The following is a 13938-nucleotide window of genomic DNA, read 5'->3' on the forward strand; positions in this document are numbered from 1 at the left end:
TGAGGCCCCCCAAGAACCGTACGTGCGCCTTTCAGCGCATACGGCTCAAGTCTTGCAAAACCTCAATTAGAGGCCGGTTTGTTCACTGTCAAACCCAGCGCGTGGAGCCGCTGGTGACAAACAGGGTGCAATAGTACCCGATTGCCCAAAGAGTCGTCACCACCCTGAATGCGGTAGATGACGTGATGGTCGTGCCATCCAGTCTCTTTGGTTATCGATTGCCCACATAACGCACACTTTCCATTCTGGCTTCGGAACAAGCTGACAATCTGCTTCCGGTACTTCATCTTTTTCAGCATCCGGTCCATACGCAGTTTCTCGCTCATCCCCTCCATCGCAGGATCGAAGGGGTTGTATCCTCCGCTGACTTTTCGGTGTCGCTCAATGGGGGTCTCGGCTAACGAGTACAGCTTTAGGGTCACACGTTCTCCCTTTCCGTTTATCACCGACTCGGCGAATACCCAACATTTCTGCTCCTGTGCGGGAAAGTACTTCTCCTTTATCCAGACCGCATTCTTGTTGGGGTGTCGCCGTTTAGCCCAGCGCCAAAGCGCATAGTTAATCAAATGGTCCATGCGGCTGTACGTCTGCTTGGCGACCACTGGCTGGTGGTAGATCGCCCAACCTCGGAGTACGGGGTTCAGCAGTCGGATCAAGTCTTCCTGCCTAGCCGTTTTATTGGTACTGATGACTTCCTTTACCTTGCGATAGAACGCTTGCACGTTTTTCTTGCTCGGTTTGATCAGGAGCTTCCCTTTGTACTTGCGGAAATTCCATCCCAAAAAGTCGAAGCCTTCATCCATGTGGACGACATGGGTTTTCTCCGGTGAAAGCTGCAGTCCCCGTATTGAAAGGAACTGCTCCACCCAAGGTTTGATCTCGTTTTCCAGTATCTCTTTCGAGCTACCAGTGATCACAAAATCATCCGCATATCGCACCACATTGATCTTCAGCTTCTTGGCCCTTGTCACGCCCAGATGTTGCTTGAGCTGTGTTTCCAGACCATCCAGCACCATGTTTGCCAAGGTGGGCGAGATAATCCCGCCCTGCGGCGTACCGGCATTCGTTGCCTGTAGCTGGCCTTTGTGAATCACACCAGCTTTCAACCACTTCCGAAGGATCGTTTTGTCCGTAGGGACGTTGGCGATCAGCCAGTCGTGGTTGATATGGTCGAAGCAACCTTTGATGTCCGCCTCCAGTACCCATTGGGCCGAAACCTTTTGAGAAAGAGAGATGAACAGCTGCCCCATCGCATCCGCCGTCGAACGTTCAATCCTGAAGCCGTAGCTGTTCGGATCACCGGTGGTTTCTGCAATGGGCGCCAGCGCCAGCAGGTATAAAGCCTGCATGGCCCTATCAGTCATAGTCGGAATGCCCAAAGGACGTTCTTTCCCATTCGACTTCGGAATGAACACACGCCGTAAAGGCCGTGGTTGATATCCGTGGCGCTTCAACCCGTTTGCCGCTTTCCATTTCGCGTCGGGTGTATCCCAGAGCACGCGGTCGACTCCCGCCGTGCGCTTACCCTGGTTTTCAGTGACTCGCCGTACGGCCAAATACCTGGCCGTTCGAGAGTGGGTCAGCATCCGTTGCAAGGCTTTCACCCTGCGCCATTGGCCTTCCCGACAAGCCTTCGCAATCCGTACCTGCATTGCCCGAACATTCCGCTGAACACGACGCCAATCGATGTCGTGCCACTGCTGCGGAACGCCGGAGGGCGCAGACACGGCCTTTAGGCTGTGTTCTATCATGCTGCCTTCCTCTCAAGTTTCCCCGGACAGAAGACGTACGCATCCCCTGACGGGGATGGACGTTCCCGTCAGGGTTGGATTAATTGGAGACCACTGTTGCTGGCCTCTAAGATCATTGAGACAGGTTCAGTCAGAGTTCATGCGACGAAAGACCACGCAGAAGTCTGCCCGGTTTCCCGTGGAGTAATGTCTCAACCCCTATCCGAACCATTACAGCCCGGCGTTCGCTTTCTCTGCGATCCCATACCCGCACAGCCAACAGATCCCCTTGCGGTTCACCTGCCCGAAGGCAGCCATACGGGCTTACCACGTTCCCTGCCTGTCACACGACTGGGTTAGGGTCTGCCTTTCCACCGGTGGTCATACGGCGACGTATCTCTATCCGCTACAGCGATATCCGACCACATACCTTTTGGTTCGAGCCTGTCAGCAGTTTGGGCTCGTCAATCGTTACGGTGTTTATCAGCAGTTCACATGGGTTACCCATGCCAGCCAGCCTAGCGCCTCAACCCGGTACTGCTCCGAGCATCTGCGTCCTGCCTCGCGGCGAGGTCGCACCCGTTAGGGGGCACATTGTCAGAAAAACTTCACACCCCACCGTTACCAGTGACGCATGTCTTCGTAGGCTATCGTTGGTCGCACAACGAGTCCGCTGCCACCTTGCAGGCAAGGCAGATGGACAATGACAAACAGAGCTTGCGCTCATGTCTCCGAGAAATGACGAAAATGACAAAAGCAGGAACTGCCTAGTTAGGCGGCATGCTTGAAAGAAGTATTGCCTCTTATTTCTGAGGCAGGAGATAACCCCTACGGGGATTATTTCCCGCAGGGTTGTGCCCTGAGATAGGGCTGAGATGAGTGAGCACTCTCGAACCGGAAACTCCGGTTCTTAGGTCGATATATAGAGTGCGAATCGACCTGGCATTGCCATCCGCCGTAGCGGCAAGTCCTTGAAGGCATAGGACTTTGGAAAGGATTTTGGTTCTCAGGATTGGGTGCCTGAGCTTCGGTTCTACTGAGAAAGAACCCTTCAAGATGACCTTACACCTCGAAGTCGGAGACACGATCTACGTGTCGTACAACGGTGGCGATTATAGCGGGCTATGCTGATCTTCCAAAGCCTTTCTGCAGGTCAATGTCCGAACGGTAATCGAGACCATAGTCGATGCTTAATAGAGCTCTAGTCCGGGCTCTGCCATGATGGCCGGCATCAATCGGCAAGACGGTCAGGAGTGAATATGAATTTCCACACCCGCAAATGGGTAAAACCCGAAGACCTCAACCCCAACGGCACGCTGTTTGGCGGCAGTCTGTTGCGCTGGCTCGACGAAGAAGCGGCGATTTACGCTATCGTCCAGCTGGGCAATCAGCGTGTGGTCACCAAGTACATTTCGGAAATCAACTTCGTCAGCGCCTCGCGCCAGGGCGATATCATCGAACTGGGTATCACTGCCACCGAGTTTGGTCGCACCTCGATCACGCTCAAGTGCGAAGTACGGAACAAGATCACCCGCAAAAGCATCCTGACGGTGGACAAGATTGTCTTCGTCAATCTGGGTGAAGACGGCTTGCCCGCACCGCACGGCCGCACCGAGATCACGTATGTCAAAGACCAGTTCAAGGATGACATCGCTAGCGAGTAATGCGAGCCCTACAGAACGGACCCAGACCCCGCGTGTCGTACCTACATGACACGCCACCGGTTCCGGAGCTTTATGGACACGCAAAAAGACGGTAAGACCCCGAACCTTTCGCCTGAAGAACAACACGACGTCGACAAGAGCCAGCCGCCGCGTGCGGCCGTGCTGCACGAAATCATTCGAACCCAGGGCGATCAGGAGCTCGAGCGCAGCATCGCTGCCTTGTGGTGGTCGGCGCTGGCTGCCGGCCTGACCATGGGGCTGTCGCTGATGGCCATGGGGTTGCTCAATTCCCGTCTGCCGGATGGCGAAGGTTTCAAGGTAATTGCCAGTTTTGGTTACTGCGCGGGTTTTCTGGCGGTGATTCTTGCCCGTCAGCAATTGTTCACCGAGAACACCCTGACGGCTGTGTTGCCGGTCATGACCAAACCCACACTGAACAATTTCGGTCGTTTGCTACGCCTGTGGTCCGTGGTGCTCGTGGGCAACCTTTGCGGCACGTTGCTGGTGGCGTATGTGATGCTGCACCTGCCGATTTTCGACAGCAAGACCGACCTGGCCTTCCTCGATATCGGGCGCAAGATCATGGAGAACGACGCCAGCAAGATGTTCGCCAAAGGCATCGTGTCGGGCTGGATGATCGCGACCATGGTCTGGATGATTCCGTCCATGGAGAGCGCCAAGATGTGGATCATCATCCTAATCACCTACCTCATGGCGCTGGGGGATTTCACCCACATCGTGGTCGGGTCGGCCGAGGTCTCTTATCTGGTGTTTGCCGGTGAGTTGCCGTGGAAGGATTTCTGGCTGGTGTTCGCCGGGCCGACACTGGCGGGCAATATCATCGGCGGCAGCTTCATCTTCGCGCTGATCAGTCATGCGCAGATTCGCAGTGAAAGCGGCCCGCCGAAGAAGTCTGCGGATCAACGCCAGGAGCCCGATCCGCAGAAAACCAAGAAGTAATCGGTGATGCCGTTATTCAGCCGGACACATTGACCACAGCCGCACTGCGACGTTGCCGGTAAATGAAGAAAAGCGCCGCCAGTACCGTCAAGCCACTGACCAGCGCGCCGGTCCATGGCAAGTCCGCCAGATCCGCGCCGCTGGCCACCACCAATCCGCCAATCCACGCCCCGGCCGCATTGCCGAGATTGAAGGCGCTCTGGTTCAGCGTCGAACCCAGGTTCGGTGCTTCATGGGCCTGATCGATGATCAGCAGTTGCAGAATCGGGCACAGGGCAAACGCGAAGATCCCCCACAACACCAACGTAATCGCCGCCGGGATCATCGACTGGCTGGTCTGCGTGAACGCGGCCAGCACCACCACCACGGCCAGCGCCATGCCCACCAGTGAAGGCAGCAAACGACTGTCCGCCAGCCGGCCACCGAGCATGCTGCCCGCCGTCAAACCCACGCCGAACAACAGCAGCATGATGGTCACGCCGTGGGGGCTGACACCGGTGATGTCCTGCAGGATCGGCGCGATGTAAGTGAACACGCTGAACAAACTGGTCGACGCCAGTACGCTCATGCCCAGTGCGAGCAACACGTTGACCTTGCCCAGTACTTTGAGCTCACTGGCGAGGTTGGCCTTGTCCATGGGGATCTCTTTCGGCAACCAGACCCACTGCGCGATGGCGGCAATCACACCAATCACCGACACCGCCCAGAACGTCGAGCGCCAGCCAGCGTATTGTCCGAGCGCAGTACCCAACGGCACGCCGAGCACGTTGGCCAGTGTCAGGCCGGTAAACATCATGGCAATGGCCTGGGCCCGTTTGTTCGGTGCGACCAGTCCGGCGGCAACCACCGAGCCAATGCCGAAAAACGCCCCGTGGCACAGCGCCGTAATCACTCGCGCCGCCATCAGCGTGGCGTAGTTCGGCGCCAGGGCGCAGAGGATGTTGCCGAGGATGAACATCAGCGTCATGCCCAGCAGCGTGGCTTTGCGCGGCATGTTGGCGGTGCCGACTGCGAGGATCGGTGCGCCGAACACCACACCCAGGGCGTAGCCGGTGATCAGCAGGCCGGCGTGGGGAATGCTCACGGCGAGATCGCGGGCGACGTCGGGCAGCAGGCCCATGATGACGAATTCAGTGGTGCCGATGCCGAACGCGGCAACAGCGAGGGCAAGCAAGGCGAGTGGCATGCGCAAGGTCTCTGTCGGTAGTCTTGACGCTCTGATCAGGCATACGCAGGCCGATGACCGTTCTCGACGAGAGCGGGCAGGGGCAGAAATTATTGGAATTAGTCTGTGCGCAACTGAGTGCGGCGTGGTCGCTTGCAGTATAAACAGCTGCCGACATATGGCGAATCAATTCTCCACCCGGTCTCTGTAGGAGCCGCCGCAGGCTGCGATCTTTTGACGTTGATTTTTTAAGATCAAAAGATCGCAGCCTGCGGCAGCTCCTACTTGGGGAGGGTGGGGCAAAAACAAGGAGTGTGCCGTGCTTGCGACGGCTTTGGTGCTGGTGGCTGCGCTTTTGCACGCGGCGTGGAATACCCTGATCAAATTCAGCGCCGAACGGCTGCTGGTGGTGGCCTGCATGGACAGCGTGGCGATGCTCTTTGTCGCCCTGATGCTGTCGTTCGTGGCGTTGCCGCCGATTGAAATCTGGCCGTGGATTCTGGCGTCTGCAGCGTTCGAGTTGCTTTACCGCTATCTGTTGATTCAGGCGTACCGGGTTGGCGACCTTGGCCTGGTTTATCCGCTGATGCGTGGCTTGTCGCCTCTGGTAGTGCTGGCGCTGACGCTGATCTTTGCCGGGGAAGTGCTGACCCACCAGCAGATCTTCGGGATTCTGCTGATCCCGTTCGGCATGCTGTGCCTGCTCTGGCAGGGCGGTGGCGGGGCGCGTCTGCCGTGGTCGATGCTGCCGGTGGTGGCGTTGATCGGCCTGTGCATCGGTTGCTACACCTTCATCGATGGCCAGGCTTTACGGCGCTGGTCCCATCCGCTGGATTACCTGGTCTGGGTCACGTTGCTCAGTGCCTGGCCGTTCCCGTTGTTGGCGTTGGTGCGCAAGCGGATGGCATTCATGTTGTTCTGGAGAGAGCAGTGGCGGCTGGGGTTGACCGTCGGGTTTTGCGTGTTGTTCAGCTACGCTCTGGTGCTATGGGCGATGCAGCTGGGGTCGATTGCCGAAGCGGCGGCATTGCGTGAGATCAGCGTGATTTTGGTGGTGCTATTCGGCATGTGTTACTTGAAAGAACCTTTCGGCAGACCACGGCTCTTAGCCTGTGGGCTGGTGTTGATCGGCATGCTGGTGATGAAGTTTTGACCACCCCTTGATGGACCTCGACTCTCTACAACTTGAAGAAGGGACTGCTTTATGACGGTTGCTCTGTGGTGCATTTTGATCGCGATCTGCCTGCCGTACCTGTGCACGGGCGTCGCCAAATTCAGCAATGGCAAGTTCGGGTTGAAACAGAATCATGATCCGCGAGCGTTTCTGGATTCACTCGAAGGGGTGGCCAGGCGTGCTAATGCCGCCCAATTGAACGGCTTCGAAGTGACACCTGCGTTTGCGGCAGCGGTGATTGTTGCGCACCTCGCCGGCAACGCCGAGTTGGTGACGATCAATGTGCTGTCGGTGTTGTTCATCACCAGTCGGCTGCTGTACATCATTTGCTATCTGGCGGATTGGGCGGTTTTGCGGTCGGTGATGTGGGCGATTGGTATGGGGTTGATTGCTGCGTTCTTTTTTGTGTCGGTCTGAGATCAAGATCAAAAGATCGCAGGCTTCGCCAGCTCCTACATTGACCTGTGTCCGCCGCAATATCGCAGGTGAACATTGATCCCTGTAGGAGCTGGCGAAGCCTGCGATCTTTTGCTTTTTAAAGCGTGTCGGCCACCTGCGGCACTTGCGGCAGTGCCGCGCCTTTAGGCCAGAGCATCCAGATTTGCCCTTGCTGTTTCATGTCGCCGGCCAGTTGCCCTGCGGCCTCACCGGTGCCCCAGAACAGATCCGCCCGAACTTCGCCGGCAATCGCGCCGCCGGTGTCCTGAGCGGCCACCGGGCGAACCAGTGCCGTGCCGTCGGGCTTAGTGGTGGATAACCACAACAAGCTGCCCAACGGAATCACTTTACGGTCCACTGCGGCGCTATAGCCGGCGGTCAGCGGTACGTTCAACGAGCCGCGAGGTCCTTCGTTGCTGTCCGGATTACGGGTGAAAAATACATAGCTGGGGTTGCTGCCGAGCAGTTCCGGAATGCGCGACGGATTGGCCTTGGCCCAGGTGCTGATGGCGCCCATGGTCACGTCCTCCTTTTTCAGCTCGCCTTGCTCCACCAGCCAGCGGCCGATCGGTCGGTACGGGTGGCCGTTCTGGTCGGCGTAGGCAATACGCAACTGGCGGCCACTGTCGAGCTGGATGCGCCCCGAACCCTGGATTTGCAGGAATTGCAGGTTCATCGGATCGGTCAGCCAGGCCACCACCGGTGCCTTGACCCCTTTGGTCTCGATCGTTGCGGCATCGTCGTAAGGCTTGAGCACGCGACCTTCCAGGCGTCCGCGCAGGCGTTTGCCTTTGAGTTCCGGGTAGATGCTGTCCAGTGAGACGATGATCATGTCTTCCGGAACGCCGTACACCGGGATGTTTGCCGCTTCTGTCTGGGTCAGGCTGCCGGGGTAGACGGGTTCGTAATAGCCGGTGATCAGGCCGTTGGGGTTGTCATTGGCTGCGCGCAGGCCGTAGACATCAAGATTCTGTTTGAGGAAGCCGCGAATGTCGTTGGCGGTTTGCGGTACGTTGGCGGCAGCTGCGCATGTTGCGCCCCAGACCGGATCGGCCTTGAGTCGGGTACAGGCGCTGCGCCACGAGCCGAAGCCGGCGACGAGGTCGTTGTCGGACACGGTCGGAAGTGCTTCCCACGTGGCGCTGGAGTAGGTCGCCAGCGCATGGGTTTTCGGTTTGCTGGTCTCGCCGCCGGTGCAGCCCGCAAGCACGGCCACCATCGGAAGGGTCCAGGCCAGGCTGTGACGCCATGCCTTGAAACGGCTGTTCATGGAGTAATTCCTTTGCCGGTTGCCTGAGTGCTCCATGCGCTCATACAACCCGTATTGATAATAGGGGTATTGGTCTTTGCCGGTGACGCGAGGATACTGGCCGCCGTTTCCAGTGACCTGAAGCCACCATGACTCTTAAAAGACTTTCCGTTGTATTACTGGCCTGTCTGGCCGTGTCCGCCTGCGGAGGTGTCGACCCCAACTCGCCGTTGGGCCAGCGCAAGGCGATCTTCAAGCAGATGCTCAAGACCGGCGAAGACCTGGGCGGCATGTTGCGTGGCCGCATTCCGTTCGACGGTCCGAAATTCGCTGACGACGCAGTGAAGCTCGATGCGCTGTCCCGTGAGCCGTGGAAACATTTCCCGCAGGCACGCGAAGACGATCACACCAGCGCCAGGGACGATGTCTGGCAGAAGCAGGCACGCTTTCAGGAAATGGCCCGCACCCTTGAAGCCGCTACCGGTGACCTGGTAATTGCCAGCAAGGTTCAACCCTACAAGGCCAGCAACCTGGGGCCGGCAGTGCAGAAAGTCGAGGATGCTTGCAGTGCTTGCCATAAAGAATTTCGGGATCACTGATTTTTAAAGGATCGCAGCCTTCGGCAGCTCCTACATGTCATGCGTACTCCTTGTAGGAGCTGCCGAAGGTTCGGGCCGCGTTCGGACGATCTTTTGATTCTTAAATTAACGCTTACTTATCCAACTCATCGAGTGCGTCCTGCAATTCCTTGCGGGACTCGGCGAGTTTGTCTTTGCGCTTGTTGATCTTCTCGGCGTCGCCTTTTTTCATCGCCTTGTCGAGGTCGGCCTGACGCTTGCTGACGTCATGCTTGGCATCGAGCACCTTGTTTTCCCGTTCTTTCTTCAGGGAGGCGTCGGTGCAATGGGCGGTGACTTCGCTCAGTGCCGTTTCCAGACCAGCCTGCTGATCGGCATTGCCGTGGGCCTTGGCCAGTTCGATCTGATTGATGATGCCCTGCTTCTTGGCTGCGCAGCCGGTCAGACCAGGAGCTTCTTCGGCGGCCATCAGGGGAGCGGCCATCGCGCTGCAAAGGGTCAACAGGGCGAGTGGTGCAAGAAATTTCATAAAAGCTCCATGTGAAAAGGCAGTCGGGTCGATGTCGCGATGGACTTTTTGAGCCCGTCGGTAGCATTGGGTTCCCGGTTTGGCGGGCATCATCGACCGTTAAAAACCGTCAATCCCCGCCATTCGTAATGTTTCGCTCAAGGCCAGGACCTGCGGGTCGCGGAAAAATGCGCTCAATTGCGCCGCGCGTCCCGGGCCGATACCTGCTTCGGCCTGCCATTGTTCGGTATTTCGTTGCGCCAGTTCCTGCCATGAATCGGCGAGGCGTGCCTGGCCGGTCGGCGGTAAACCCAGGGCTTTGAGCCAATGAGCGAAGGGGCGTTGCCGGGCGATGCTGAAACTGTTCAAAAGACGAGCACTGCTGCGTTCGCCGAGGCCATCAATGTTAGCAAGCTCTTGCGCATCGAGGGTTAACCAATCCAGCAGGCCGTTCAGGTGGCCTGTTGCGAGAAGTTTCTCCCAAGTGCCGGGGCCGACATGGGGCAAGGCCAGCCCCTGCTTGCCACTGAGCCAGGTCAGGCGGCCCAGAAATTGACTTTCGCATCCCGGTGTCGGTTGCCAACAGCTCAAGTGATGAAAGTCCGCTGCCAGCGGCACCTTCAACTCGGATCGTTCGGTACTGCGCGACACGACGCCGTCGAGCCTGGGAATGGTCAGCCCCGCCAGGCTGATGGCCACCTGATCGCCGGGTCGGATGTCCAGCGCTTCCCAGCGTTGTAGGGAGTTGACACTGACGCGCTTGATCTGCCGGTCATCGAGCATCACCGGCGTCAGTTCCAGCACCGGGGTGATCCGCCCAGTCCGCCCAATCTTGAAGTGGACCTTGCGCACCTCAGCCAATGCCTGGGCAAAAGGATACTTCCAGGCGACGCTCCAATAAGGTGGTTTGGCCTGCCAGCGTTCGGAGGATGGGCGTTGATCCTGACGCAGGACGATGCCATCGCTGACAAAGGGCAGAGGGGAGCGATACCAGTGCTCGCGCCAGCGTTCAGCGTCGACGAACGCCTTGATCGGCTGGCTGTACGGCGCGGTGCCGGGAAAACCCAACTCATCCAGAACCGCCACGCGGGTGGACAAACTGGCCGGGCCTAGGGGCCAGTCCCAGACAAACAGGCCAATCCCGGCGGCTTGTTCGGTGTTCAATGCCTTGCGGGCCATCAAGCCGGCCACTGTGGCGCGAGCATTGAGGCTACCGGCCTGGGCTTGTACGTGGTCGGTCACGCGCCAATAGAGTTCACCTTGCAGCAGCAACTCCAGTGGTTGTGGCAGTTGTTGGGGGATGGCAGGGATCTGGCGTGCCGAAGCGGTCCAGTCCTGGCCGTTTACGCCGTCCCCGCGACTGATTGCCTGAGTCAGCAGGCCTTTGCGGTAGATCAGCGTCACCGCCACGCCATCGACCTTGGGCTGAACCCAGACATCGCTCCGGCCCTTTAACCAGGCTTCGACGGCCCGACCTTCGTGGAGCTTTTCCAGGCCAGTATGGGCGATGGGGTGGGGGATCGTGCCGCCTACGGTGCGCAAGGGGTCTGCGGACGGGCCTGAGTCGAAGCAGTTGCGCCATTCGGTCAGTCGGGCGCGGGACTGATCGTAGAGTTCATCGGCGACCAATGAGCGGCCTTGGCGATGATAGCTGTCGTCCCAGAGATCAATTTGATTTTGCAGTGCGGTGATTTCGTTCAGGGCACGCGTGGCTGGCCACTCGGGACACTCGCCAGCGTTGGCGGTCAGGCAAGCAAAGATCAGCAGGAAACCGAAAAACAGGCGCAGGTTGGGGAGCATCGTGAGCGTCCTTGCTCAGGGAGATACTTCAAGGCTAGTCAGTTTTCGGACATTGCGACCTTGGTTGTTTTTCTGCGTATTTCGAGGCGGGAAGATCAAAAGATCTTCCGAACGCGCCCCGAACCTTCGGCAGCTCCTACATAGGCTCGGCGCACACCAGTAGGAGCTGCCGAAGGCTGCGATCTTTTGATCTTGCCCCATGAAAAAGCCCCGCACGGCGAACCGTGCGGGGCTTTTGGTACCGCCGGGGAAGTCTTACAGGCCGGCAGCCGAACGCAGGTCGTCGGCGCGGTCGGTTTTTTCCCAGGTGAAGGTGGTGAAAGTATCGTCGCCCACAGTCTTGGTTGCCGGAGTGCGACCGAAGTGGCCGTACGCAGCGGTCTCCTGGTACATAGGGTGCAGCAGGTCGAGCATGGTGGTGATTGCGTATGGACGCAGGTCAAATATTTCGCGGACCAGTTTGACGATTTTGTCGTCGCTGATCTTGCCGGTGCCGAAGGTGTTCAGCGAGATCGACGTAGGCTGAGCAACACCAATGGCGTAGGAAACCTGGATCTCGCAACGCTCGGCCAGGCCGGCAGCCACGATGTTCTTGGCGACGTAACGACCGGCGTAGGCGGCCGAACGGTCAACCTTCGATGGATCTTTACCGGAGAACGCGCCGCCGCCGTGACGGGCCATGCCGCCATAGCTGTCGACGATGATCTTGCGACCGGTCAGGCCGCAGTCGCCCACCGGGCCGCCGATGATGAACTGGCCGGTCGGGTTGATGTGGAACTGGGTGTCCTTGGACAGCAGCTCGGCAGGCAATACATGCTTGACGATCAGTTCCATCACGCCTTCGCGCAGGTCTTTGTAGGACACGTCAGGGTTGTGCTGGGTCGACAGTACAACGGCGTCGATACCGACCACCTTGCCGCCTTCGTAACGGCAAGTCACTTGCGACTTGGCGTCTGGGCGCAGCCAAGGCAGCAGGCCGGATTTACGGGCTTCGGCCTGGCGTTGAACCAGTTGGTGCGAGAAGGTGATCGGTGCTGGCATCAGCACGTCGGTTTCGTTGCTGGCGTAGCCGAACATCAGGCCCTGGTCGCCGGCGCCCTGGTCTTCAGGTTTTGCACGGTCAACGCCCTGGTTGATGTCAGGGGACTGCTTGCCGATGATGTTCATCACGCCGCAAGTGGCACCGTCGAAGCCGACATCGGAGCTGTTGTAGCCGATGTCCAGAATGACGTTACGCACGATCTCTTCCAGGTCGACCCAGGCCGACGTGGTGACTTCACCCGCGATGATTGCCACGCCGGTTTTTACCAGCGTTTCGCACGCCACACGGGCGAACTTGTCTTCAGCAATGATGGCGTCCAGCACCGCATCGGAAATCTGGTCGGCGATTTTGTCCGGATGCCCTTCGGACACGGACTCGGAGGTGAAGAGGGAGTATTCGCTCATCTCGATTTTTTCCTGAATTTACCGATGGTGAGTGTCGCCAGCCGGTCGCTGAAAATGGCGGACCTGAATCTGGAAACCATTACGTAAGCCTACATAGAGGCTTTCCCCGGGCGCGAGTCCCGCAGCGGTGGCCCAACGGGCCAGATCATCCTGTTCAAACCCCAGCCAGAGATCACCGCAGGCCTCCCTGGCCCAACTCTGGTTGTGGCTACATAACTCTGTCACGAGCAGGCTACCGCCCGGTTGCAGCAAGTCGGCCATGTGCTTGAGCGCTTCGGCCGGCGCGGCAAAATGGTGCAGCACCATGTTCAGTACAACGCAATCGGCCTGAAGGCTTACACCATTCAATGCATCGGCCAGTTGCAGGCTGACGTTAGCCAGCGTTTCACGTTCGCAGACCTGGCGCGCCAGTTCGAGCATCGCCGGGCTGTTGTCCAGTGCCGTGACCTGGGTGAAGCGGCGCGCCAGTTCCGGGAGAAATTCACCGTCCCCGGGGCCGACTTCGATGGCTGTGGCGCCTTCGCTGAAACTCAGCTTGTCGAGCAGCGCGACGACGCTTTCGCGGTATTGCGGCAGGCCGGCGATCAAATCTTGCTGGGCGCGAAACTTCTCCGCGACCCGTGAGAAAAAGTCCTGACTGGCCGCCGCCCGTTGCCCATGGACTTGGCCGATCCGCGACTGCACGTCGGCAGGCAGAGTCAGGTTGTCCACTTCTTCCAGCAGCGCGGCATGCAACTTGCCGCCCGGCAGGTCGGTGTGGGGCAGGGCGCGACGGTAAAAAATCGCGTTGCCCTCACGGCGGGTCGCCACCAGATCGGCCTGGGCCAATACCTTGAGGTGATGACTCATGCCTGACTGGCCGATGCCGAAGATCTGCGCCAGTTCCAGCACGCCAAACGAATCGTTGGCCAGCGCGCGCAATACATTCAGACGCAGAGAATCGCCAGCGGCCTTGCAAAGGGCCGACAGCTCGTCGCAGTCGTCAGGTTGAATGGAAGGCGCACGTAAATTCATAAGGCCAGCAGTCTAGTGACGCTCAGAATGCATCGCAAGAGCAATATCAAAAAGTTTTGATATTGGTCGATAGATGGCACTTCTCGGCGTTAGGTTTAGTCAACAAACGAACAGCGGAAAGGTTTCATCAGTCGAATACGCTGTTATCCATTGGAAAAACTGCCTCAGATGACTATCTGTCATTGCCCCGAGGCGGGTGGGTGAGGGAAAAT

General features: G+C 58.4%; 12 protein-coding genes. 5 read left to right on the forward strand and 7 right to left on the reverse strand.

The genetic code is table 11. The annotated features are described in order from the left end of the window. Positions 1 to 62 precede the first annotated feature (62 nt). Positions 63 to 1751: a group II intron reverse transcriptase/maturase gene (ltrA, locus tag ACYZUD_RS25940; RefSeq protein ID WP_462019414.1), complete on the reverse strand. Its 1689-nt coding sequence runs from the start codon at positions 1749 to 1751 to the stop codon at positions 63 to 65. 1238 nt (positions 1752 to 2989) lie between these two features. Between ltrA and ACYZUD_RS25945 the strand changes: the two genes are divergently transcribed. Together ACYZUD_RS25945 and ACYZUD_RS25950 are read left to right on the forward strand one after the other, a co-directional pair. Further along, complete coding sequence (locus ACYZUD_RS25945; RefSeq protein ID WP_462020761.1) at positions 2990 to 3394, forward strand: acyl-CoA thioesterase; 405 nt, start codon at positions 2990 to 2992, stop codon at positions 3392 to 3394. Positions 3395 to 3466: 72 nt separating this feature from the next. Next, positions 3467 to 4354: a formate/nitrite transporter family protein gene (locus ACYZUD_RS25950; RefSeq protein WP_462020762.1), complete on the forward strand. Its 888-nt coding sequence runs from the start codon at positions 3467 to 3469 to the stop codon at positions 4352 to 4354. A 16-nt stretch (positions 4355 to 4370) separates the two neighbouring features. On the opposite strand, the gene ACYZUD_RS25955 is transcribed toward ACYZUD_RS25950, so the two are convergent. Continuing rightward, the gene (locus tag ACYZUD_RS25955; RefSeq protein ID WP_462020763.1) at positions 4371 to 5540 is read right to left on the reverse strand and encodes an MFS transporter; all 1170 of its coding nucleotides are present in this window, start codon (positions 5538 to 5540) and stop codon (positions 4371 to 4373) included. Between the two features lie 298 nt (positions 5541 to 5838). Here ACYZUD_RS25955 and ACYZUD_RS25960 point away from each other — a divergent pair, with 298 nt between their 5' ends. Both ACYZUD_RS25960 and ACYZUD_RS25965 read left to right on the forward strand, forming a co-directional pair. Continuing rightward, on the forward strand, positions 5839 to 6672 hold the full coding sequence (locus tag ACYZUD_RS25960) for an EamA family transporter (RefSeq protein ID WP_462020765.1): 834 nt from the start codon (positions 5839 to 5841) through the stop codon (positions 6670 to 6672). 51 nt (positions 6673 to 6723) lie between these two features. Then, entirely contained in the window at positions 6724 to 7110 is a 387-nt protein-coding gene (locus ACYZUD_RS25965; protein ID WP_462020766.1) for an MAPEG family protein, read from the forward strand. Between the two features lie 118 nt (positions 7111 to 7228). On the opposite strand, the gene mltA is transcribed toward ACYZUD_RS25965, so the two are convergent. Further along, entirely contained in the window at positions 7229 to 8401 is a 1173-nt protein-coding gene (gene mltA, locus ACYZUD_RS25970) for a murein transglycosylase A (protein ID WP_462020767.1), read from the reverse strand. 128 nt (positions 8402 to 8529) lie between these two features. Between mltA and ACYZUD_RS25975 the strand changes: the two genes are divergently transcribed. Further along, entirely contained in the window at positions 8530 to 8979 is a 450-nt protein-coding gene (locus ACYZUD_RS25975; protein ID WP_462020768.1) for a c-type cytochrome, read from the forward strand. A 112-nt stretch (positions 8980 to 9091) separates the two neighbouring features. On the opposite strand, the gene ACYZUD_RS25980 is transcribed toward ACYZUD_RS25975, so the two are convergent. The 4 genes from ACYZUD_RS25980 to ACYZUD_RS25995 form a co-directional block, all read right to left on the reverse strand. Continuing rightward, positions 9092 to 9487, reverse strand: coding sequence for a DUF1090 domain-containing protein (locus tag ACYZUD_RS25980; RefSeq protein WP_462020769.1), 396 nt, complete (start codon positions 9485 to 9487; stop codon positions 9092 to 9094). A 99-nt stretch (positions 9488 to 9586) separates the two neighbouring features. After that, positions 9587 to 11266: an NAD-dependent DNA ligase LigB gene (ligB, locus tag ACYZUD_RS25985; protein WP_462020770.1), complete on the reverse strand. Its 1680-nt coding sequence runs from the start codon at positions 11264 to 11266 to the stop codon at positions 9587 to 9589. A gap of 255 nt (positions 11267 to 11521) precedes the next feature. Next, the gene (gene metK / locus ACYZUD_RS25990; RefSeq protein WP_462020771.1) at positions 11522 to 12712 is read right to left on the reverse strand and encodes a methionine adenosyltransferase; all 1191 of its coding nucleotides are present in this window, start codon (positions 12710 to 12712) and stop codon (positions 11522 to 11524) included. 18 nt (positions 12713 to 12730) lie between these two features. Then, positions 12731 to 13726, reverse strand: coding sequence for an ArsR/SmtB family transcription factor (locus ACYZUD_RS25995; protein WP_462020772.1), 996 nt, complete (start codon positions 13724 to 13726; stop codon positions 12731 to 12733). Positions 13727 to 13938 lie beyond the last annotated feature (212 nt).

The organism is Pseudomonas sp. XS1P51, from assembly GCF_054897845.1.